Genomic DNA, 21,576 nt, shown 5'->3' on the forward strand with positions numbered 1-21,576 from the left:
ATCGACGCCAGATGGCGGCGAGCATCTTGCTGAACGGCCTCACTGACGCCAGATGACGGCGAGCATCTTGCTCACGGCGCAGACGGCGGCGAAGACGACCGCCCAGACGAATGCCCCGGCGAGCACCAGGGCGACCACGCCGGCCCCGAACCAGAGCAGCTCGAAGCCGACGCGGCCCCCGCCGCGCGTCTTGTACCTCGCCTTCGGCGAGCCGAACAGCGCCCACAGCGCGATCAGCACGGCCGGTGCGCCGAGGCCGAGGAGCCAGCCGAGCGGCGTGGCCACGTCGCGAGTGAACCCCCAGTACCCGGCGGCCGCGAGGGCGCCGAGTTCGATGAGGAAGAGCACGCCCAGGTTCGCTGCCTTCATGCGCGGCAGTATCACCCGGAGTGGATCACTCCGACCCCGGAACGGATCACTCCGTCCCGGTCACCGCGGCCACCACCTCGACCTCGACCAGGGCGTCCGGCTTGAAGAGGCGCGAGGCCTCGAAGGTCATGCTGGTGGGTGCGGTGCCGGTGAGGAACTCCCGGCGCACGGCGCCGTATTCGGCGAGCTTGTCGATGTCGGTCAGGTACGTACGGATGTTGATGATGTCGTCGAGGGTCGCGCCGTGCGCCTTGAGCAGAGCGTCGATGGCCTCGAAGACGCCGCGGCTCTGAGTGGCCAGGTCCGCGCCGTCCGCCACCTGGCCGGAGAGATACAACAGCACACCGCCGCCCAGGAGTTCGACGCGGGCGACCTGGGAGTAGTAGGCGTTGGCGGGCTGGGGCGCGAAGGCCGGGTTGTCCAACGTGATCTGCACGGCGTTCCTTCAGCTCGATCGACGGATGTGGGTGACGGCCTCGGCGATGTCCGCGCGGGCGATGTCCGGGTCCGCGGCGGCTCGCCCGAAGTGCTCCAACGTCGCTTCCATGAGCGGGAGTCGGGCCTCCTTGGCCGCCAGGCCGGCGTCCTTGACAGCGAGCGAGGTGTCGAAATGCACACCCTCGGCGAAGGCGCGGGCGGCGGCGCCGCCGAGCGGGCCGTTCGCGAGGGCGGTGCGGGCGGTGCCCTCGTCGATGCCCAGCGCGTCCGCGAGGACCATGATCTCGGCGACGAGGGCGACTCCGCCGAGTACGGCGGCGTTCACGAGGAGCTTGAGCGCGGCGCCGGAGCCGAGCGGTCCGGTGCGGGTGACGGTGCCGAAGTGCGCCAGCACATGCTCGACAGGGGCCGCATCACCGCCCGCCAGGATGCCGAGTCGGCCTGCCGCGGCCTTGTCGGTGCTGCCCGCCACGGGCGCGTCGATGAGCGTCACGCCCTCCCCGAGCCGGGCGGCCAGCTCCTTGATCACGTCCGGACCGACCGTGGACATCTCCACCCAGTACGCGCCCGGGCGCAGCTGCGGCACGATCGCGTCCGCGACCGCGTCGAGCGCGGCCGGGTCGGCGAGCATCGTGATGACCACGTCCGCGTCCCGTGCCGCCTCGGCCGGGGAGGCGGCGAGGGCGGCCCCCTCGGCGACGAACGGCTCCGCCTTCGCGGCGGTGCGGTTCCAGACCGTCAACGGGTGTCCGGTATTGAGCAGTTGACGTGCCATCGCGGCGCCCATGTGGCCGAGTCCGAGAAAAGCGATCTTTTCCATGTCTTCGACGCTAGGCACCCACAGGTGATGCGACAAGCGAATGTCTAGCATGTGTGTCATGCAGAGCTCGCATGACACTCGGGTGGTCGGAGGCGTCGAGGCCAGGGGTCGGCAGCACGACGTACCCGATCTCTCGACCGTCTGGCTGCGGGTCTTCCTCGAAGTCGCCCGGCACGGTTCGTTCACCGTGGCCGCGCGGACGCTCGGGTGGACGCAGTCCGCGGTGTCGCGGCAGATCTCCTCGCTGGAGGCGTCGCTCGGTGGGGCCCCGCTCTTCGACCGGCTGGCCCGGGGTGTACGGCTGACGGAGGCCGGGCGGGTCCTCGTACCGCACGCCGAGTCGGTGGTCGAGCGGCTGCACGGCGCGGGGCGGGAGCTCGCCGCGCTGCGGAAGGTGGCAGGCGGGCGGCTGAGGGTGGGCGCCTTCGCCACGGCGGACGCGGCCCTCGTACCGCGGGCCATGGCGGCGTTCCAGGCCCGCCACCCCGGGGTCCGGCTCACCCGCGAGGAGGGCTTCACCCGCGCACTCCTGGACCGGCTGACGGCCGACCACCTCGACCTGGCGGTCGTCTCGACGACGGGCCGCGCCCCGCTGGACGCCTATACCCTGCACCACCTGCTCGACGAGTCCCTGTACGTCGCCGTCCCCGCCGGCCATCCGCTCTCCGCCGAGCCCTCCGTACGGCTTCCCCAACTCGCCGACGCCGACTGGATATCCGGCGGGTCCCGCCCCGAGGGCACCCTGCTCGACGCGGCGCTGCGGCACGGGTTCCGCCCACGCGTCACACATGTCGTGGCCGAGTGGACCGCCAAGCAGGGGTACGTCGCCGCCGGTCTCGGGGTGACGCTGATCCCGGCGCTCGCCGCGGAGTCCGTACGGCCCGACATCGCGCTGCTCCCGGTGCTCGACGAGGACGCGCCGGCCCGGGCGGTGTACGCGGCGACGGTGCGCGGGCGGTCCCTGGCACCGGCGGCCGAGGCGTTCCTGGCCGCGCTGCGGGACTCGGCCGCCAGGATTCCCGGCACCAGGGCGACTTGATCCGGACACCAAGGGCACCGGGACCAGGGGGACTTCATCAGGCCGCCCCGGTGCCGCACCCGTCACGCACCATGGCGTACGCCCAGCCATCACGGGATACTTCCGCCGTCCGGAAGCACCCCACTGCGACGGAAGGCCCGAACTCCCTTGACTCACCTACGCGTTCGGATCGGCGTACTCGGACTGGCCCTGCTCGCGGGTCTGACGGCCACGCCCAGCGCGTCGGCCGCCGATACCTCCACCGTCGAGGAGCAGCGGCTCGACGGGACGGCACCCCAGGAGATCCTGCGGCGCTCCGGATTCGACACCGTGGCACCGGCGTTCGCGCGGGCGCTGGGCAGGGCGGACTCCTACGAGCAGGCCCGGCATGTCGTCGTACAGCAGGGCGCGCGACTGTGGCGGCGGGCCGTCGACCGGGCGCAGGGCCGGGGTCCGGCGGGCGGGGACCTGATGTCGTCCTCGGTCGTCCCCGTCTCCTCGCCCCGCAGATCGCGGGCCATGAGGGTGGCGCCCGCGACGGCACCGGGCATCAGGAACACCGCGACGAACGGAACCAGGAAAGCAAGGCCCAGGGGGGTGCCGAAGCCCCAGACGAGCATCTTGCGGGAGCGGAGCAGTGAGAGGCGGGCACGGAGGTCGACACCGCGGCGCTGGAGGGCCACGGCGGTGAGCTCCTCGGTGAGGAAGAAGCCGGTGACGAAGAAGCCGATCACCGGGACGACCGTCTGGCCGACGAACGGGACGAAGCCGAGGCCGAAGAGGAGCACGCCCCACAGGGCCGCCCTTGCGACGATACGCAGGCTGTCCCGCGCCGAGATCCACAGCTCCCGCCAGAGCGGGAGGCCCGACTCGGGGGCCGTGCCGTCCGGGGAGACGTCGCGGTCGACCTTCTCGGAGAGGTTCTCGTAGAAGGGCTGCCCTATGAGGAGGGTGACCGCGGTGAAGGTGAGGACGGCGAGGAGGAGGGCGAGGGCGAAGAGTACGGCGGTGAGGAAGCCGCGGAAGAGACCCGCCCAGGGGCTGGTCCAGTCGTCCGCGAAGGGGGTGGCCCAGGTGACGAAGTCCTCGCCGTACAGCACGAGGGTGATGAGCCCCGGGACCAGTCCGAACCCGTACTGCTTCCCGTGCCGGGCCACCCATCGCTGGCCCTGCACCAAGTAGCTGAAGCCCACCCCAAGATCGCGCATGGGGGAACTTTAGCGGGCGGTCGGTGGGGGTGCGGGTGGGTGGGTTTTTCGCCCCCTCCGCCCCTGCCCGTACCGTACCGGCCTTCGGCTGCGGGTGGGTGGGTGGGGGCTTGTCGCGCAGTTCCCCGCGCCCCTTCAGGGGCGCATCCCCCAGGGACGGGAATGTGCAGGGGCGGAGGGGGCGGACTACACGGGTGTGACCGCGACCACCACGCCCCGTTCCGCCGCGGGCGACACCGCTGCCGAGACACGGACGGCCGCCGCCCGGGCGACTCGCCCCGCGCGGGAGGCTCCGGCGAGGAGGACCGGCTGGAGTTGTTCGAGACCGGAGACCAGGAGCTCCTCGCTCGCGATGAGGAGCGGGCGAGCCGCTGTCATCGCGGCGGCCGCCGCCTCCGTGAGATCGGCGAGGGGAGGCAGCCCGGCCCGCACGACCCCCGCCCCGGCCGCGGCCGCCCGCTCCGCCAGCGCCACCTGCAACGGCAGCAATGGAGCCAGCGCGGCGGTCAACGCGTCAGCGATGCGCCGGAGTTCGGGCGACGAACTCCGCAGGACGTCCGCGGCGGCCCGTACCACCGGAGTCAGCGCGAGCACCGCCCCCGCCGCGACCCCCGCCGCCGCGGGCAGCAGCGGCGAGGTCGCCTCCACCAGCTCCCCCAGCGCGACGGCCGCCTCCTCCACGGCGGGTTCCACCGCGTCGAGGATGGGCAGCAGACTGTCGCCCAGCGCGGCGAGCAACGCCTGCGCCGGTTCGCTCACGGGATGCACCGCCAGCGGCGCCCCACTCGTGCCCAGCCGCGTCAGCGTGTCCACGATCCGGTAGAACGCCTCCTGCGCCTGCGGGGACGCGCTCGCCTCGGCCAGCTCGGCCGTCGTCTCGCGCAGGACGCGCAGCACCTCCGCCCCCGACCCGTCCCGGGGATCGAACGTGTTGACGGCGATTCTGGTGATGTTCCCCGCCGTGTCGAGCAGTTGGCCGGTGATGTCGGTCGTGTTGCGCGCCATGCGCACCACGTCCTCCCTGCTGGGGATCAACGGGATCGACGGAACCGGGGACATGGGCCCTCCTCGCCACGCGCTGCAACCGCTCGGCCGAACCTGCGGCCCGGCCCTGCCTCGCGCCGGCGCCCGCACCCAGCATGCCCCTTCCGGCCCTGTGGGGATGCGCCATCCGGGGCATCCGTGACCACCGCCGTGACGGCAACGCCCCCTTGTTGCGCAAGAGTCGAACAGGTACACCTCGCCGTACCGCTCACAGGACCCCCCTCAGGAGGTACGACGCGTGCGCCTGCCGAAGCCCCTTCCGACGCGTCTTCGCAGACCCGTCCTGATCGCCACCGTCACCGCCACCGCCGCCGGCTCGCTGCTGTTCGTCCCGCCCAGCGCCACGGCGGACCGCAAACCGCCGGTCCGCGAGGGATCCGCTCCGGCGAACGGCGCCGCCGGGGCCCCCGCGAGCGCCGCCCGCAACGCCCTCACCGCCCCCGTCACCGACCTGTCCGCAAGCGCCGGCACCGGTGGCTACCCCCGCGAGCAGGTCCTCACCCCGGACCCGGAGAACCCCGCCGACAAGTCCATCAAACTGGGCCTGACCCCGTACCACGGCATCGCCCCGAAGCTCAACGCCCTGCAGCGGCTCGGCGACCGTGTCAGCGTCGAGGTCGCGGGCCGCTCGGCCGGCGGCCACCGGCTCTACCTCGTCACCGTCACCGCCCCGGAGAGCGCCCGCGAGACCCGCGCCCAGGAACGTATGCGCGAGCTCATCGAGAACGCGCCCCAGCCGGCCGCCAAGGACCCGGCCGTCAAGAAGACCTACAAAACTCCCGTCTTCTTCAACAACAACATCCACGGCAACGAGTGGGAGGGCACGGACGCCGCCCTCGAGCTGATCCAGCGGCTCGCGACCGCGCACGACGCGAAGACCACCGATCTCCTCGCTCACAGCCGCCTCTACTTCAACATCACCGCGAACCCGGACGGCCGTATCGCGGGCACCCGCGCCAACGCCAACGGCTTCGACCTGAACCGCGACTTCATCACCGCCTCGCAGCCCGAGGCGCGCGCGATGCGGCAGATCGAGATCGACAAGCAGCCGGCCGTCATGCTCGACCTGCACGGCTACGTCAACGGCACCCTCATCGAACCGACCACCCCGCCGCACGGCGAGAACTACGAGTACGACCTCTTCCTCAAGAACACCTACGCCAACGCCTTCGGCATGGAGGCCGCCGTCAACGGCCTCGGCTACACCCCCGCCAAGGACGGCGTGGAACCGGCTCAGATCCCCTTCCGCGATCAGCGGGAGGGCTGGGACGACTGGCCGCCGATCTTCACACCCCAGTACGCGGCGTTCCACGGCACGGTCGCCGCGCACACCGTCGAGATCCCGCTGACGGTGAACAACTCGGCGTACGACACCCTGCCGGTGAACGAGCTCAGGCGTCGCTCGGCCATCAACGTCGACGTCGCGGGTGCGGCCATGCGCGCGACCCTCGACTTCGCCCAGTCCCACCGGACTTCGCTGATCGCCGACCAGATCGAGGAATTCCGGCGCGGTGCGACGGGCGCCGCCCAGGTGCCGGTCTCCGCCGAAACGGTCCCGGGCGTCCCGGGCATCGGCCCCGAGGACGTCTACACGACCGACTTCCCGCGCGCGTACGTCCTTCCGGCCGGCCCCGCACAGCGCTCGGCCACGGCCGCCGCCCGCCTCGTCGACCACCTCCTCGCCAATGACGTACGGGTCTCGCGCGCGACCCGTGACTTCCGGCTCGCGGGACGGTCGTACGTCAAGGGCTCGTACGTCGTCGACCTGCACCAGCCCAAACGCGGTCTCGCCAATGTGATGCTCGCGGACGGCCGGGACATCAGCGACAAGGTGTCGACGATGTACGACATCTCGGGCTGGAGCCTGGGCCGCCTGTGGGGCGCGACGGTCGAGCGCGTGCACAGCGGAAGTCTGTCCGCCGTCCCGCTGCGCGCGGTCGGCGCCGCCGCGCACGTCGGATACGTCGCTCCGCGCGGCGACCTCCGTCTGCGGCTCGACACCCCGCAGGAGATCGCGGCGCTCAACTCCCTTCTCCGGCAGGGCGTTTCCGTACGCCTGAGCGCCGACGGCAGTGCGCTCGTGCCGTCGTCGGCCCGTACGAAGGCCGATGCCCTCGCCCGCGCGTACGACGTCGTCTTCGATGCGACGAGAACGACCGGCGGCACCCTCCTGCACCCCACCCGCGTCGCCGCCGCCGTCACCGCCGGTGAGCTCTTCGCCCTCCGGGAGATGAACTTCGACGTGGTCCCGGTGTCGACGGCGATCCTCAACGCCGGCTTCGACTGGTCCTCGGCGGATGTGCTGTTCGTATCGTCGGGACTGGACCACTCGGCCCTGACCGCGTCGGCGCGGACGGCCCTGGACGCCTTCCTGGGCACGCACGGCCTCGTCGGCCGCGGAGCCACGGGCGCCGCGCTCAACGCCGCCGCCGGACTGCTCGCCGTGCAGCCGGTCGAGGGCAACGGGGACGCCAACGGCGTGGTGAGAGTGGTGAATTCGGGCGGCCCGGTCACGGTGGGCGCGCCCGATCACAGCTTCGTGTACGCCCCTGTCTGGTTCACCGATCTGGGGCCCGGGGTCCGCGTCGAGCAGTCGTACGCGACGGGTGATCCGCTCGTCTCCGGGCACTGGCGGCCGCTGGGCGACGATGGGGGCACCTCCCACGCCCTTAAGGCTATGGGGGAGGGCGGGCCCACGGCGGCGGGAGGCCGGGCGTCGGTGGTCAGTGGACCGCACGCGGTGCTGTTCGGCACCGAGCCGCTCTTCCGCGACCATCCGAAGGGGGAATTCCCGCAGGTGGGGAGGGCACTGCTGACGGTGTCCCGATCCCGGTGACACAGCGGAGGCCGCACCCCACGTCCTAGGGTGCGGCCTCCGCCATGAGCAACGAATGCCGTCAGGCAAGCGTCACGGTGATGTTTCCGCGAGTCGCCTTCGAGTACGGGCACACCTGGTGGGCCTTCTCGACGAGAGCGCGGGCGGTGGCGGCATCGACGTTCGGGATGTCGGCGGAGATCTCGACGATGATCCCGAAACCGTCCTCGTTCTTGCCGATGCCGACCTTCGCGGTGACGGTCGAGCCGGAGATGTCGGCGTTCTCCTGACGGGCGACGACACCGAGGGCGCCCTGGAAGCAGGCGCTGTACCCGGCGGCGAACAGCTGCTCCGGGTTGGTGCCCGCGCCGCTGCCGCCCATCTCCTTGGGCGGGTTCACGACGACGTCGAGCTCGCCGTCGTCGGTGGCGACCCGGCCGTCGCGACCGTTCTCGGCGGTGGCGACGGCGGTGTACAGAACGTCGGTCTGCTGGATGGACATACGGTGCGTTCCTCCTTGGTCCGTCGCGACTCGCGCCCACGATCGCGACGACTTCGGAAAGAAGTTACCGTATGTCGGAAGTCCAGCGACAGGCCCTCTGGGAGTCGTCGTGAGCTCAGAGCTTGACGATCATCTTTCCGACGTTGTCGCCGCGCAGGACACCGAAGAACGCCTCCAGGTTGTTCTCGATGCCCTCGACGACCGTCTCGTTGTACTTGAGCTCGCCGGAGCGGACCCAGCCACCGACCTCCTGGACGAACTGCTGCTGCAGGTCGTAGTGGTCGCCTACCAGGAAGCCCTCGATGCGGCCGCGGGTCTGGATCAGCCGGGCCAGGTTCTTCGGGCCGGGGACCGGCTCGGTGCTGTTGTAGACGGAGATCATGCCGCAGACGGCGATGCGGCCGTCCCGGTTCAGCGAGCCGATGGCGGCCTCCAGGTGGTCGCCGCCCACGTTGTCGAAGTAGACGTCGACGCCGTCGGGGGCGGCCTCCTGCAGCTGCTCGCCGACCGGGCCGTTCTTGTAGTTGAAGGCGGCGTCGAAGCCGTACTCCTCGACGAGCAGCTTGACCTTCTCGTCCGAGCCGGCGGAGCCGATGACGCGCGAGGCGCCCTTGAGCTTGGCGATCTGCCCGACCTGGCTGCCGACGGCACCGGCGGCGCCGGACACGAAGACGGAGTCGCCCTCCTTGAAGGAGGCAGTGCGCAGGAGGCCCGCGTACGCGGTGAGCCCGGTCATCCCGAGGACGCCGAGGTACGTCGACAGCGGCGCGGCCTCCGGGTCCACCTTGACGGCCTGCTTGGCGTCGACGACGGCGTACTCGCGCCAGCCGAGGAAGTGCAGGATGTGGTCACCGACCTCGATTCCCTCGGCGTTCGAGGCGACGACCTCACCGACCGCGCCGCCCAGCATGGCCTTGCCCAGCTCATAGGGGGCGGCGTACGACTTGGCGGCGCTCATGCGGCCGCGCATGTACGGGTCCACGGACACGTACTCGTTCCGCACCAGGACCTCGCCCTCCCCCGGCTGCCGGACCTCGGCCTCGACCAGAGCGAAGTCCTCCGGCTTGGGCCAGCCGACCGGGCGGGCGGCCAGGTGCCATTCGCGGCTGACGGCGGGGAGCTGGGGGGTGTCGGTCATGAGGGTGCGCCTTTCCTGTTTTCCGCGGTTTCGTGCGGGTTCCCGGAGGTTCCCGCGTGCGGCTCCGCGAGGGCTAATACTTCAGTACCTGAAACAACAATGCGCCTGAATATTTCATGATGTCAAGTAACCGGCTACCCTGGAGGCCATGGCCACGCAGAAGACACCCCGAATCGACCCCCTGACCATGGAGGTCGTCGAACTGATCGGCACGGTCGTGGCCCGCTACCACGAGGAGTACGAGGACGCGGCGGCCGAGCACGCGCTGACCGGTGCGCAGGCGCGGCTGCTGGGCCTGCTGTCGCTCGAGCCGCTGCCGATGCGGCGACTGGCGCAGCAGCTGAAGTGCGAGCCGTCCAATGTCACCGGGATCGTGGACCGGCTGGAGGCGCGGGGCCTGGTCGAGCGGCGCCCGGATCCGGCGGACCGGCGTGTCAAGCTCGCCGCGGCGACGGCCGAGGGCCGGAAGGTCGCCCGAGGGCTGCGCGACTCCCTCAACTTCGCGCGGGAGCCGCTCGCGGGGCTGTCCGAGGAGGAGCGGCTGGCGCTGCGGGATCTACTGCGACGGATGCTGACGGCGTAGTTTTCTCGCCCCCTCCGCCCCTGCCCGTCCCGACCCGGGGCTCCGCCCCGGACCCCGTTCGCGCAGTTCCCCGCGCCCCTGAATAGGGGCGCGGGGAACTGTGCAGCAAACCCGCACGGGACGGGCGGGGGCGGCGGGGGCGAAAAGCACCCCTACGTGCACCACCACAAGAACCGGTTGCACGTCTCCGACGGGGCGGGATCCGGGGTCGGCGCGGACGCCGTCGGAGCGGATGTGGCGGGTGCGGTCGTCGCGGGGGCCGCGGTGTGGGTGGGGGCCGAGGTCGGGCGGCCCGGGGTCGTGCCGGTGGTCGCGGACTCTTCGTCCTGGGTCTTCTTGTCCTTGCCGGAGGCGGACGCGGACGGAGACCCGGAGTCGGAGGGCGACGCGGAAGCGTCGGGCGAGCCGGTCGGCGAGGCGCCGCCCGCCCCCGAGGTCTCACCCAGTGGCTGCGCCGTCTCCTTGGCGTCCGAGGACGTCGAGCCGTCGGCCGACTCACCCCCGGCCGCCGCCGGCTTCGGGCTCAACCCGGGCGCGTCGATGCCGAGTTCGGCGAGGCTGAGCCCACCCGCGGCGAGCACGAACCCCGCCGCGATGAGCAAGGTCCGGCGCCGCCGTCGACGGTGCGCCGCAGCCTTGCGGTCACGCCGGCTCGCACCACCGGGGGCATCCGGACCCTCCGGGCCACCCGCGATCTCGGCGGCCCGCCCGCGTCCACGCCCCCGGCCCCGCCGCCGCGCGGCCCGCCCGGGCCGCGCGTCCGCGTCGTCGTCCTCGTCGTAGTACGCGTCGGCGTCGGCCGCGTCCGCGCCCGTCTCCGGGCGCGCGTCGAGCTCCTCCGCATGCGCGTGGAGCTCTTCGACGGGGGTGCCGCACCCAGGGCAGGCAAGGGCGCCGTTGAGGTGCCGTCGGCACGGGTGGCAGTAGTCCATGACGCGGGAAGACTAAGTTCCTGAAGGGTAACGTTCATAGGCGCAGCTGTGAATATTGTGTGGGGAACCGGCCGTTCCGGCGTGCCGAGTCGAGACACCCCCGAACATTCCCCGCCATCCCGATCCCATCGCGTCTAAACCGTTATGCGTTCGACCCATTGACACCCTCGGGGCCACGTCCTTACTGTCACGCCAGCATTTCGAACGTGTGACGAAATTTCGAACAGAGCCGAAGAGCACAGGGGGCAACTGCCGTGCGCATCACGGGAATCAGCACACACGTGGTCGGGACGCCCTGGCGCAACCTGACATACGTCCAGGTGCACACCGACGAGGGCATCACCGGAGTCGGCGAGACCCGCATGCTGGGCCACACCGACGCACTGATCGGCTATCTGCGGGAGGCGGAGGCCAATCACATTCTCGGCTCCGACCCGTTCGCTGTCGAGGACCTCGTACGACGTATGAAGTACGGCGACTACGGGCGCGCCGGTGAGGTCGTGATGTCCGGCATCGCCGTCATCGAGATGGCCTGCTGGGACATCAAGGGCAAGGCCCTCGGAGTACCGGTGTGGCAGCTGCTCGGCGGCAAGGTCACCGACAGGGTCAAGGCGTATGCCAATGGGTGGTACACCACGGAGAGGACTCCCGAGGCCTACCACAAGGCCGCCCAGGAGGTCGTCGCCCGCGGGTACAAGGCCCTCAAGATCGACCCCTTCGGGACCGGTCACTTCGAGCTCGACCACGAGCAGAGCCTGTACGCCGTCTCGCTCATCGAGGCCGTGCGCGACGCCATCGGACCCGAAGCCGAACTGATGCTCGAGATGCACGGCCGCTTCTCCCCGGCCACCGCCATCCGGCTCGCCCGCGAGCTCGCGCCCTTCAAGCCCGCCTGGCTGGAGGAGCCGGTTCCGCCGGAGAACCTCAAGGCCCTGGAGAAGGTCGCCGCCAAGGTCGACATCCCGGTCGCCACCGGTGAGCGCATCCACGACCGCATCGAGTTCCGCGAGCTGTTCGAGGCCCAGACCGTCGACATCATCCAGCCCGACGTCGGTCACATCGGCGGTATCTGGGAGACGCGGAAGCTGGCCGCCACCGCCGAGACGCACTACGTGCTCGTCGCCCCGCACAACGTCGGCGGGCCCGTCCTGACCGCCGCCTCCCTCCAGGTCGGCTTCACCTCGCCGAACTTCAAGATCCTGGAGCACTTCAACGACTTCGCGGACGCGGAGATCAAGAAGGTCGTGAAGGGCGCGCCGCAGGTCGTCGACGGCTACTTCCAGCTGTCGCACGAGCCCGGTCTCGGCGTCGAGCTGGACGTCGACGCGGCGGCCGAATTCCCGCAACAGCAGGCCCGGTTCGACCTCTGGGCGGACGGCTGGGAGCAGCGCAAGCCGAAAGGGACGCAGTGAGCACCGCGGTCGTCATCGATGCGCCGGGCGAGCACCGGCTGACCGCCCACGAGCCCCGGGAGCCGGAGGCCGGCGAGGCACTCGTCCGCGTCCACGCCGTCGGCATCTGCGGCAGCGACCGCGAGGTCTATCAAGGCAACCGGCCCGACGGATACGTGCGCTACCCGCTCACGCCCGGCCACGAGTGGTCCGGGACGGTGGAGAGGGTCGGCGCGGGAGTGCCGGAGTCCCTCGTCGGCCGCAAGGTCGTCGGTGAGGGCTTCCGCAACTGCCAGGTCTGCGACCGCTGCCACGCGGGCGAGACCACGCTCTGCACGGCGGGGTACGAGGAGACCGGCTTCACCCAGCCGGGCGCGATGGCCACCACGCTCACCCTCCCGGCCCGGCTGCTCCATGTCCTGCCGGACGACGCCGACCTGACGGCCGCCGCCCTGCTGGAGCCTGCCGCCTGCATCGCGGCCGCCGCGCTCAAGGCGAACGCCAGGCCCGGTGAGCGGGTCGCGGTGGTGGGGACGGGGACGCTCGGCATGTTCGCCGTGCAGTTCCTGAAGGCGGGCTCCCCGGCCGAGCTGCTCGTGGTGGGCACCAGGCTCGATCGCGACATGCTCTCCAGGGACTTCGGCGCCACCGACTTCCGTACCATCCCCCACTCTCGGCTTCGCTCGAGCGGGGGGACCCCCATCCAAAAACTCCCCGACGACTTCGACGTCGTCATCGAGACCGCCGGCTCCGCGTCCGCCGCGCGCACCGCCGCCTCCCTGCTCAGGCGCGGCGGACGCCTGGTCCTGACGGGAATCCCGGCGCCCGGCGCCGAGGGACTCGACCCCACCGATCTCGTCGTACGGCAGCTGGAGGTGCACACCGTGTTCGGGGCGCCGCCGGAGGCCTGGGCGCACACGGTGCGGGTGTTCGGCGCGGGGCTGCTGAACCCGTCGCCGCTGGTCACGCACGAGCTGCCGCTCGCCGAGTTCCCCCAGGCCATCGAGCTGGTGGGATCCGGGGATCCCAAGGTCGGAAAGGTCCTTCTGCGTCCATGAGCCGTCCATGAGCCAGGTTCTTCCGCGCCCCTGATCCGTACGCCGGTACGGAGACACCTGACACTCCGTACCGGCGTACACCCACCGACACGAACCATGTCCGAAATATCGAACGCGAAGGACTGCTTGTGACCGACGCCTCCCCAACGGCAGCCCGTCGACCCGGCGAGCAGGCGCTCGCCGCGCTCGGCCTGGGCGCGCCCGCCCTCTCCCCCGCCGACGCCTCGCCGCACACCTTCCCGGGAGGCGGCCGCTGGCGCACCGAGGTTCCGTCCGTCGAGGGCCCCGAGGCCGTTGCCGTGGTCCTCAAGGAGTCCTCCCGGCTCGATGTGCCGATCCACCGGATCAGCCAGGGCAGCGGCGTCTGGATGCTGACCGACGCCGAGATCACCGAGATGGTCGAGGCCACCGGTGAGCGCGACATCGAGCTCTGCCTCTTCACCGGACCACGCGGCACCTGGGACATCGGCGCCTCCGTACGCACCGACTCGCGCGGCGCCGGACTCCGCGCCCGGGGCCACGACGCGGTCGCCGGCTGCGTCGAAGACGCCGTCCGGGCAACGGAGTTGGGCGTCAAGTGCCTGCTCGTCGCCGACGAGGGAGTGCTGTGGACGCTGCACCGGGCCCGTGTCGCCGGGATCATCCCGGCCGACACGACCCTGAAGGTCTCGGCGCTGATCGGCCCGGTCAACCCGGCCTCGTACGCCGTGTACGAGAACCTCGGCGCCGACTCGGTCAACGTACCGAGCGATCTGACGCTCGACCACCTCACCGAGATACGGCGGGTCTCCGCCGCCCCCATGGACATGTACATCGAGGCCCCCGACGACCTCGGCGGGTACGTGCGGATGTACGAGGTCGCCGAGCTGATCCGGCGCGGCGCACCGCTCTATCTGAAGTTCGGTCTGTCCAAGGCGCCCGGGATCTACCCGTACGGCACCCATATGCGGGACCTGACCCTGGACACCGCCCGGGAGCGGGTGCGGCGCGGCCGGCTCGCTCTCGACCTGCTCGCCCGGCACGGCGCGGACGGCGACATGGCGCCGCTCGGCTCCCGGCTGCCCGGCCCGCTCCACCGCTTTTCCACCGCTGTGACCCCTCTCAACGACGAGACGAACAAGGACTGATGACCATGCGCAACCGCAGAGCAGCCCTCGCCGCCATAGCCGGAGCCGCCTCCCTCGCCCTGACCCTCACCGCCTGCGGCCAGAACAGCGAGGGCGGCAGCAAGGAGGAGAAGGGCAGCAGCAAGGGCGGCACCATCGGCATCGCGATGCCGACCAAGTCCTCCGAGCGGTGGATCGCCGACGGCAAGAACGTGGTCAAGAACCTGGAGTCCAAGGGCTACAAGACCAAGCTGGTCTACGGCGAGGACGACCCGGACCAGCAGGTCTCGCAGATCGAGAACCTGATCACGCAGGGCGTGAAGGCCATCATCGTCGCCGCGATCGACAACAAGTCACTGAACAACGTCCTCCAGCAGGCCGCCGACGCCGACATCCCGGTCATCGCCTACGACCGGCTGATCCTCGGCACCAAGAACGTCGACTACTACGCGTCCTTCGACAACACCAAGGTCGGCGAGCTGCAGGCCAACTACATCGTCGACAAGCTCGGCCTGAAGAGCGGCAAGGGCCCGTTCAACATCGAGCTGTTCGCCGGCTCCAACGACGACAACAACACCAAGTACTTCTTCAACGGCGCCATGAGCGTCCTGCAGCCCTACATCGACAGCAAGAAGCTGGTCGTCCAGTCCGGCCAGACCGGTCTGACCCAGGTCACCACCCTGCGCTGGGACGGCGCCACCGCGCAGAAGCGCATGGACGACATCCTCACCAAGTCGTACCAGAGCAAGAAGGTCAACGCGGTTCTCTCGCCGTACGACGGCATCTCCATCGGCATCCTGTCGGCGCTGAAGTCGGACGACTACGGCTCCAAGGACAAGCCGCTGCCCGTCGTCACCGGCCAGGACGCCGAGCTGGCCTCGGTGAAGTCGATCATCGCGGGCGAGCAGACGCAGACCGTCTACAAGGACACCCGTGAGCTGGCCAAGGTCGCCTCGACGATGGTCGACGACGTCCTCAACGGCAAGAAGCCGCAGACCAACGACACCAAGACGTACGACAACGGCGCCAAGGTCGTCCCCGCCTACCTGCTGCAGCCGGTGAGCGTCGACAAGACCAACTACAAGCAGGTGCTGGTCGACGGCGGCTACTACACCGAGTCCGACCTCAAGTAACCGCCGGCTCCTAGTGATTGGAAGGCACGACCATGGCGGGACCCGTCCTGGAAATGCGCTCGATCGTCAAGACCTTTCCCGGCGTCAAGGCGCTGTCGGACGTCACACTGACCGTCCGCCAGGGCGAGGTCCACGCCATCTGCGGTGAGAACGGCGCCGGAAAGTCCACCTTGATGAAGGTGCTCTCCGGCGTCCATCCGCACGGCAGTTACGAGGGTGAGATCCTCTTCGAGTCGGAGGTCTGCAGCTTCAAGGACATCCGGGCGAGCGAGCACCACGGCATCGTCATCATCCACCAGGAGCTGGCGCTGGTGCCGTTCCTCTCCCTCGCGGAGAACATCTTCCTCGGCAACGAGCACGCCAAGGGCGGGCTCATCAACTGGAACGAGACCCTGCGGCACGCCACCGAGCTGCTGCGCCGGGTCGGTCTGGACGATCACCCCGAGACCCGTGTCGCCGACATCGGCGTGGGCAAGCAGCAGCTCGTGGAGATCGCGAAGGCGCTGTCGAAGAAGGTGAAGCTGCTCATCCTGGATGAGCCGACCGCGGCCCTGAACGACGAGGACAGCGGCAAACTCCTCGATCTCATCCTGGAGTTGAAGAAGCAGGGCATCACCTCGATCATCATCTCCCACAAGCTGAACGAGATCCGCAGGGTCGCCGACTCGGTGACCATCCTGCGCGACGGGCGGTCCATCGAGACCCTCGACGTGAAGGCGCCGGAGACCACCGAGGACCGGATCATCTCCGGCATGGTCGGCCGTGACCTCGACCACCGCTTCCCCGAACGCACCGCGTACGAGGGAGAGGTGGGCGCGGCACCGGCCCTGGAGATCCGCAACTGGACGGTCCACCACCCGATCGACCAGCAGCGCAAGGTGGTCGACGACGTGTCGATCAGCGTGCGGCGCGGGGAGATCGTCGGCATCGCGGGGCTCATGGGCGCCGGCCGCACCGAGCTGGCGATGAGCGTCTTCGGGCGCACCTACGGCCGCTACGCGGGCGGCACGGTCCTCAAGGACGGCACGGAGATCCGTACGAAGTCCGTCGCCGAGACGGTCGGGCACGGCATCGCGTACGTCACGGAGGACCGCAAGCACTACGGCCTCAACCTCATCGACACCATCAACCGCAATATCTCGCTGACCGCCCTGAACAAGGTGGCCAAGCGCGGTGTGGTCGACGAGCACGAGGAGCGGCAGGTCGCCGAGCGCTTCCGCAAGTCCATGAACATCAAGGCGCCGACCGTCTTCGAGCCGGTGGGCAAGCTGTCCGGCGGCAACCAGCAGAAGGTCGTCCTCAGCAAGTGGATCTTCGCGGGGCCGGAGGTGCTGATCCTGGACGAGCCCACCCGCGGCATCGACGTCGGCGCCAAGTACGAGATCTACACGGTCATCGACCAGCTGGCCGCCGAGGGCAAGGCGGTCGTCTTCATCTCCTCCGAGCTGCCCGAACTGCTCGGCATGTGCGACCGCATCTACACCATGGCCGCCGGGCGGCTCACGGGCGAGGTCCCGCGGGCCGAGGCCACGCAGGAAGTGCTGATGCGCCAGATGACGAAGGACAAAGAGGTATCCCGATGAGCACGGACGTAACCGCCAAGACCCCGGCCCCGGCGCCGCCCGGGAAGAGCGGGAGCTCGGCCACCGGCGGCGGCCTGCTGCAGCTGATGCTGGACGGCCTGCGCCGCAACATGCGCCAGTACGGCATGCTGATCGCCCTCGGCCTGATCGTCGCCCTCTTCGCGGTCTGGACCGACGGCGACCTGCTGCTGCCACGCAACGTCTCCAACCTGGTGCTGCAGAACAGCTACATCCTGATCCTCGCGATCGGCATGATGCTGGTGATCATCGCGGGTCACATCGACCTGTCGGTCGGTTCACTGACCGCGTTCGTGGGCGCGTTCGCAGCCGTGCTGATGGTGCAGCACAGTATTGCGTGGCCTGTCGCACTGGTCCTGTGCCTGCTGGTGGGCGCGGTGGCGGGCTCCTTGCAGGGATTCCTGATCGCGTATCTCGGCATACCGTCCTTCATCGTCACCCTCGCCGGCATGCTGCTCTTCCGCGGCCTGACGGAGATCCTGCTGAAGGGCCAGACCCTCGGCCCGTTCCCGGACGGGCTGCAGAAGATGGGCAACGGCTTCCTGCCGGCGGTCGGCCCGAACACCAACTACCACAACATCACGCTGCTCCTCGGCCTCGCGCTGATCGTCTTCGCGGTTCTGCAGGAGGTCCGCGACCGGGGGCGCCAGCAGGAGTTCTCGCTGGTCGTGCTGCCGAGGAACATCTTCCTGCTCAAGCTCGTCGCCATCGTCGCCGCGATCCTCGTCGTCACGATGCTGCTCGCCAGCTACAAGGGCGCGCCGACCGTGCTGATCATCCTCGGCGTCCTGGTGGTCGGTTACGGCTACGTCATGCGCAACGCCGTCTTCGGCCGCCACATCTACGCGATCGGCGGCAACCTGCCGGCGGCGAAGCTGTCCGGCGTCAAGGACAAGAAGGTCACCTTCTACGTCTTCCTGAACATGGGCGTGCTCGCGGCCCTGGCGGGTCTGGTGGTCGCCGCCCGCCTCAACGCGGCCTCGCCGAAGGCGGGCCTCAACTTCGAACTCGAGGCGATCGCCTCGTCGTTCATCGGTGGCGCGTCCATGAGCGGCGGTGTCGGTACCGTCCTCGGCGCGATCATCGGTGGTCTCGTCCTCGGTGTGCTCAACAACGGCATGAACCTCCTCAGCGTCGGCACCGACTGGCAGCAGGTCATCAAGGGCTTGGCCCTGTTGGCGGCGGTCGGCTTCGACGTGTGGAACAAGCGCAAGTCCGGTTCGTAAGTCAGCTCGGGCCCCGCCGGAAACGACGGGGCCCATCCATTTACTGGAGCCGCAAATGGAACTGAACAGACGCACGGTCATCGCAGGGGCCGCGGCCGCGGGCATCGCCGCGACCACGCTCGGGGGAACGGCACACGCCACGGGAGGCAGGAAGCCGGTGAAGGAGCTCTTCGGCAAGCTCGCCGACGGGACGAAGGTCTACCGCTGGTCGCTGGAGAACGGCGGCACGCGACTGAAGGTCCTGTCCTGGGGCGGCGTCGTCCAGTCCCTGGAGATCCCGGACCGGCACGGTCGCCACAAGAACGTCTCCCTGGGCTTCGACAACATCGAGGACTACGTCGCGAAGACCCCGTACTTCGGCGCGCTGATCGGCCGGTACGGCAACCGCATCGCCAAGGGGCAGTTCACCCTCGACGGCAAGAGCTACCAGCTGTCCGTCAACGACGGCGTGAACAGCCTGCACGGCGGTACCCAGGGCTTCGACAAGCACGTCTGGGACGTGGAGGGCTTCACCTCCGGCTCCGACGTCGGCCTCGTGCTGCACTACACCAGCGTCGACGGCGAGATGGGCTACCCGGGCACGCTCAAGGCGAAGGTCACCTACACCCTCACCCGGCACGGCGACTGGCGCATCGACTACGCGGCCACCACCGACAAGGCCACCGTCGTCAACCTCACCAGCCACGTCTACTGGAACCTGGCGGGCGAGGGCAGCGGCTCGATCTACGACCACGAGCTGAAGATCGCCGCCTCCCGCTACACGCCCGTCGACTCGGGACTGATCCCCACCGGTGAGCTGGCCAAGGTCGCGGGCACGCCCTTCGACTTCCGCCGCACCAAGACGGTGGGCGCCGACATCCGGGTCGCCGACCAGCAGCTGCTGTACGGCAAGGGCATCGACCACAACTGGGTGCTCGACAAGGGCATCACGGCGAAGCCCGAGCACGTCGCCACCCTGCGCGACCCGTCCTCCGGCCGCACCCTGAAGATCGCCACCGACCAGCCGGGCCTGCAGTTCTACTCCGGCAACTTCCTCGACGGCACGCTCGTCGGCACCGGCGGCCACATCTACCGGCAGGGCGACGCGCTGTGCCTGGAGACGCAGCACTTCCCGGACTCGCCGAACCAGCCGAAGTTCCCCTCGACGGTGCTGCGGCCCGGCACGACGTACCGCAGCACGACGGTGCACTCGTTCAGCGCCTGAGGCCCTCGGCGGCCTTGCCGGGCCCCCGGTTGCCCCGGGTGGCGAACCCACACTGAATTCACACGAGTTGAACAGCGCCACCTCCGTATCCGTATGAGAGGGCGGCCCGTGCTCCCCCGCACGGGCCACCCAGACGGAGGGCCCGTCCTCCCCACCGGGCCCGCCCTATACGGAGGTTCCATGGCCGGCAATGTCACCTCGCTCTTTCGCGGCACTGCGGCGCACAGCCCATCCATGGCCGCACTGACGCGGGAGGGTGACGGGGCCGGTCCGGTGGACTTCTGCATCCCGTGCAATCCGTACTTTCCGACGCCCGCGATGTTCGACGAGCTGGCGGGCCGCCTGCGCGAGATCCTCACGTACTACCCGAGCAGCGCCGACACCATCACCGCCGAGCTGTGCTCGCTGCTCCGGCTCCCGCCGCAGTGCCTCGCGATGGGCAACGGATCCACCGAACTCATCACCTGGATCGACCACCTGCTGGTCCGGGAGTCCCTCGCGATACCCGTCCCCACCTTCGGCCGCTGGACCGACCAGCCGATGGAGACCGGCAAGCGGGTCGACATGTTCCCGCTCCAGGAGTCCACCGGATTCGCGCTCGACCTCGCCAAGTACGCCGAGTTCATCCGCGCCCGCGGCACACGTGTCGCTGTCATCTGCAACCCGAACAACCCCGACGGCGGCTTCCTCCCCCGCCAGTCGGTCATCCAGTTCATGGACGCGATGGCGGACCTGGACCTGATCGTCATCGACGAGTCGTTCATGGAGTTCGCCGACGCCGAGTCCGAACCGAGCGTGGTCGAGGACGCGGTGATGCGGCCCAACGTCATCGTGCTGCGCAGCCTCGGCAAGAACTTCGGCCTGCACGGCATTCGCTTCGGCTACCTCGTCGCCAACCCGGCCCTCGCCGGCAGGGTCCGCTCCATGCTGCCCAAGTGGAACCTCAACTCCTTCGCCGAGACCGTGGTGTTCATGCTCAAGGAACACGGTCAGGAGTACACGCAGAGCCTGCACATGGTCCGCCGCGACCGGCTCGACATGGCTCAACAGCTCTCCCAGCTGCCCGGTCTGACGGTCTACCCCTCGCAAGGCAACTTCCTCTTCGTGCGCCTCCCCGTGGGTGCCGAAGGCACCGTGGTCCGGGACCGGTTGCTGACCGAGCACCGGATCCTGGTCCGCGAGTGCGGCAACAAGATCGGTTCGTCCAGTCGCTTCCTGAGACTCGTGGTGCGCCCCCAGGTGGACGTGCGTCGCCTGGTGTCCGGCCTGGAACAGGTGCTCTACGGGACCAGGAGGGGAGCCGCCGTGCCCGAGCTGAGCACAGGGACCAGCTACAGCTCGGGTACGGCGGCGGTGGACCGCCTGGTCAGCGCCACGAACGGGGCGGGCATGCAGGGCCTGGCCGCGCAGGCGAACGCGTGGCCGGGGCCCGCGGCGGCACAGCCCGGACCGATGCCGAGCCTGCCCGCCGCGCAGCCCGCGCAGGTGTCGAACTTCCCCGCCCCGCAACAGCCGGCGGCCGTGTCGAACTACCCGTCCCCGCAGCAGCCCGCGGCGGTGTCGAACTACCCGTCCCCCGCTCCGGGGCCCGCCACCCCGCAGCCCACCGCCTGGCCGGCGCCGGCCGCGGCCCAGGCACCCGGGGCGATGCCGGGCCTGGCCCCGGGTTCGGCACCCGCGCCGGGGATGCCCGCCGCGGCCCAGGCCCCAGGTCTCCAGCCCGTCGCCCAGGCTCCCATGCCCGGGATGACGAACGCCGCCTCGCAGGGAGCCCACGGAGGCCTGACCGCCGCCCAGGTCCGGGGCCGCACCCAGCCGGAACCACAGCCCCGGCCGCAGCAGCCCACCGGCTGGCCGGCCGTGGGCGCCATGCTGTACGGCCAGGCGGGATAGGACCCCGCGGCCCAGGCGCGATCGCCGCCACGCCGGAGTCCACGCCGGTCGGCGACGAGTCCGCCACGCCGGGGATCGCCGAGGATTCCCCCTCCCG

The 21,576-nt window shown here is 70.1% G+C and carries 19 protein-coding genes; 11 read left to right on the top strand and 8 right to left on the bottom strand.

Annotated features, from left to right (window positions below; genetic code table 11):
- Nucleotides 1-39 precede the first annotated feature (39 nt).
- The 3 genes from OG390_RS16155 to OG390_RS16165 are packed head-to-tail and all read right to left on the bottom strand — an operon-like array spanning nucleotide 40 to nucleotide 1,627.
- Nucleotides 40-369 (bottom strand): YrdB family protein, encoded by a 330-nt coding sequence (locus tag OG390_RS16155; protein WP_406168563.1) that lies wholly within the window; start codon nucleotides 367-369, stop codon nucleotides 40-42.
- A gap of 46 nt (nucleotides 370-415) precedes the next feature.
- Nucleotides 416-805, bottom strand: coding sequence for a RidA family protein (locus OG390_RS16160; protein ID WP_406168565.1), 390 nt, complete (start codon nucleotides 803-805; stop codon nucleotides 416-418).
- Nucleotides 806-814: 9 nt separating this feature from the next.
- The gene (locus OG390_RS16165; RefSeq protein WP_406168567.1) at nucleotides 815-1,627 is read right to left on the bottom strand and encodes an NAD(P)-dependent oxidoreductase; all 813 of its coding nucleotides are present in this window, start codon (nucleotides 1,625-1,627) and stop codon (nucleotides 815-817) included.
- 58 nt (nucleotides 1,628-1,685) lie between these two features.
- On the opposite strand from OG390_RS16165, the gene OG390_RS16170 reads away from it, so the two are divergent.
- Nucleotides 1,686-2,666: a LysR family transcriptional regulator gene (locus OG390_RS16170; protein ID WP_406168569.1), complete on the top strand. Its 981-nt coding sequence runs from the start codon at nucleotides 1,686-1,688 to the stop codon at nucleotides 2,664-2,666.
- Nucleotides 2,667-3,016: 350 nt separating this feature from the next.
- Here the strand turns inward: OG390_RS16170 and OG390_RS16175 are convergent, their stop codons facing one another.
- Nucleotides 3,017-3,853: an EI24 domain-containing protein gene (locus tag OG390_RS16175; protein ID WP_406168571.1), complete on the bottom strand. Its 837-nt coding sequence runs from the start codon at nucleotides 3,851-3,853 to the stop codon at nucleotides 3,017-3,019.
- A 186-nt stretch (nucleotides 3,854-4,039) separates the two neighbouring features.
- Entirely contained in the window at nucleotides 4,040-4,912 is an 873-nt protein-coding gene (locus tag OG390_RS16180) for a hypothetical protein (protein WP_406168573.1), read from the bottom strand.
- Nucleotides 4,913-5,135: 223 nt separating this feature from the next.
- Between OG390_RS16180 and OG390_RS16185 the strand changes: the two genes are divergently transcribed.
- Nucleotides 5,136-7,733, top strand: coding sequence for a M14 family zinc carboxypeptidase (locus OG390_RS16185; protein WP_406168575.1), 2,598 nt, complete (start codon nucleotides 5,136-5,138; stop codon nucleotides 7,731-7,733).
- Nucleotides 7,734-7,794: 61 nt separating this feature from the next.
- On the opposite strand, the gene OG390_RS16190 is transcribed toward OG390_RS16185, so the two are convergent.
- Together OG390_RS16190 and OG390_RS16195 are read right to left on the bottom strand one after the other, a co-directional pair.
- Nucleotides 7,795-8,214: an organic hydroperoxide resistance protein gene (locus OG390_RS16190; RefSeq protein ID WP_406168577.1), complete on the bottom strand. Its 420-nt coding sequence runs from the start codon at nucleotides 8,212-8,214 to the stop codon at nucleotides 7,795-7,797.
- Between the two features lie 115 nt (nucleotides 8,215-8,329).
- Nucleotides 8,330-9,352, bottom strand: coding sequence for an NADP-dependent oxidoreductase (locus tag OG390_RS16195; protein WP_406168579.1), 1,023 nt, complete (start codon nucleotides 9,350-9,352; stop codon nucleotides 8,330-8,332).
- 148 nt (nucleotides 9,353-9,500) lie between these two features.
- On the opposite strand from OG390_RS16195, the gene OG390_RS16200 reads away from it, so the two are divergent.
- Nucleotides 9,501-9,935, top strand: a complete 435-nt coding sequence (locus OG390_RS16200; RefSeq protein WP_406168581.1) for a MarR family winged helix-turn-helix transcriptional regulator — start codon at nucleotides 9,501-9,503, stop codon at nucleotides 9,933-9,935.
- 152 nt (nucleotides 9,936-10,087) lie between these two features.
- Here OG390_RS16200 and OG390_RS16205 read toward each other — a convergent pair whose 3' ends face one another.
- On the bottom strand, nucleotides 10,088-10,867 hold the full coding sequence (locus OG390_RS16205) for a hypothetical protein (RefSeq protein WP_406168583.1): 780 nt from the start codon (nucleotides 10,865-10,867) through the stop codon (nucleotides 10,088-10,090).
- 254 nt (nucleotides 10,868-11,121) lie between these two features.
- Between OG390_RS16205 and OG390_RS16210 the strand changes: the two genes are divergently transcribed.
- The 8 genes from OG390_RS16210 (at nucleotide 11,122) to OG390_RS16245 (ending at nucleotide 21,479) form a co-directional block, all read left to right on the top strand.
- Entirely contained in the window at nucleotides 11,122-12,279 is a 1,158-nt protein-coding gene (locus OG390_RS16210) for a mandelate racemase/muconate lactonizing enzyme family protein (protein WP_406168585.1), read from the top strand.
- The gene (locus tag OG390_RS16215) at nucleotides 12,276-13,316 is read left to right on the top strand and encodes a zinc-binding dehydrogenase (protein WP_406168586.1); all 1,041 of its coding nucleotides are present in this window, start codon (nucleotides 12,276-12,278) and stop codon (nucleotides 13,314-13,316) included. Before OG390_RS16210 ends, OG390_RS16215 begins: the two co-directional genes overlap by 4 nt.
- 128 nt (nucleotides 13,317-13,444) lie before the next feature.
- Nucleotides 13,445-14,443, top strand: a complete 999-nt coding sequence (locus OG390_RS16220; protein ID WP_406168588.1) for a hypothetical protein — start codon at nucleotides 13,445-13,447, stop codon at nucleotides 14,441-14,443.
- 5 nt (nucleotides 14,444-14,448) lie between these two features.
- Nucleotides 14,449-15,555 (top strand): multiple monosaccharide ABC transporter substrate-binding protein, encoded by a 1,107-nt coding sequence (chvE, locus tag OG390_RS16225; protein ID WP_406168590.1) that lies wholly within the window; start codon nucleotides 14,449-14,451, stop codon nucleotides 15,553-15,555.
- Between the two features lie 32 nt (nucleotides 15,556-15,587).
- A complete protein-coding gene (gene mmsA / locus OG390_RS16230) occupies nucleotides 15,588-17,138 on the top strand; it encodes a multiple monosaccharide ABC transporter ATP-binding protein (protein ID WP_406168592.1) in 1,551 nt (516 codons plus the stop codon).
- Nucleotides 17,135-18,382: a multiple monosaccharide ABC transporter permease gene (gene mmsB / locus OG390_RS16235; protein ID WP_406168594.1), complete on the top strand. Its 1,248-nt coding sequence runs from the start codon at nucleotides 17,135-17,137 to the stop codon at nucleotides 18,380-18,382. The genes mmsA and mmsB overlap by 4 nt, the downstream gene beginning before the upstream one ends.
- Before the next feature lie 55 nt (nucleotides 18,383-18,437).
- Nucleotides 18,438-19,586, top strand: coding sequence for an aldose epimerase family protein (locus tag OG390_RS16240; protein WP_406168596.1), 1,149 nt, complete (start codon nucleotides 18,438-18,440; stop codon nucleotides 19,584-19,586).
- Between the two features lie 180 nt (nucleotides 19,587-19,766).
- Nucleotides 19,767-21,479, top strand: coding sequence for an aminotransferase class I/II-fold pyridoxal phosphate-dependent enzyme (locus OG390_RS16245; RefSeq protein WP_406168598.1), 1,713 nt, complete (start codon nucleotides 19,767-19,769; stop codon nucleotides 21,477-21,479).
- Nucleotides 21,480-21,576: the final 97 nt, after the last annotated feature.

The sequence above is a fragment of the Streptomyces sp. NBC_00996 genome (assembly GCF_045162675.1).
GTDB lineage: Bacteria > Actinomycetota > Actinomycetes > Streptomycetales > Streptomycetaceae > Streptomyces.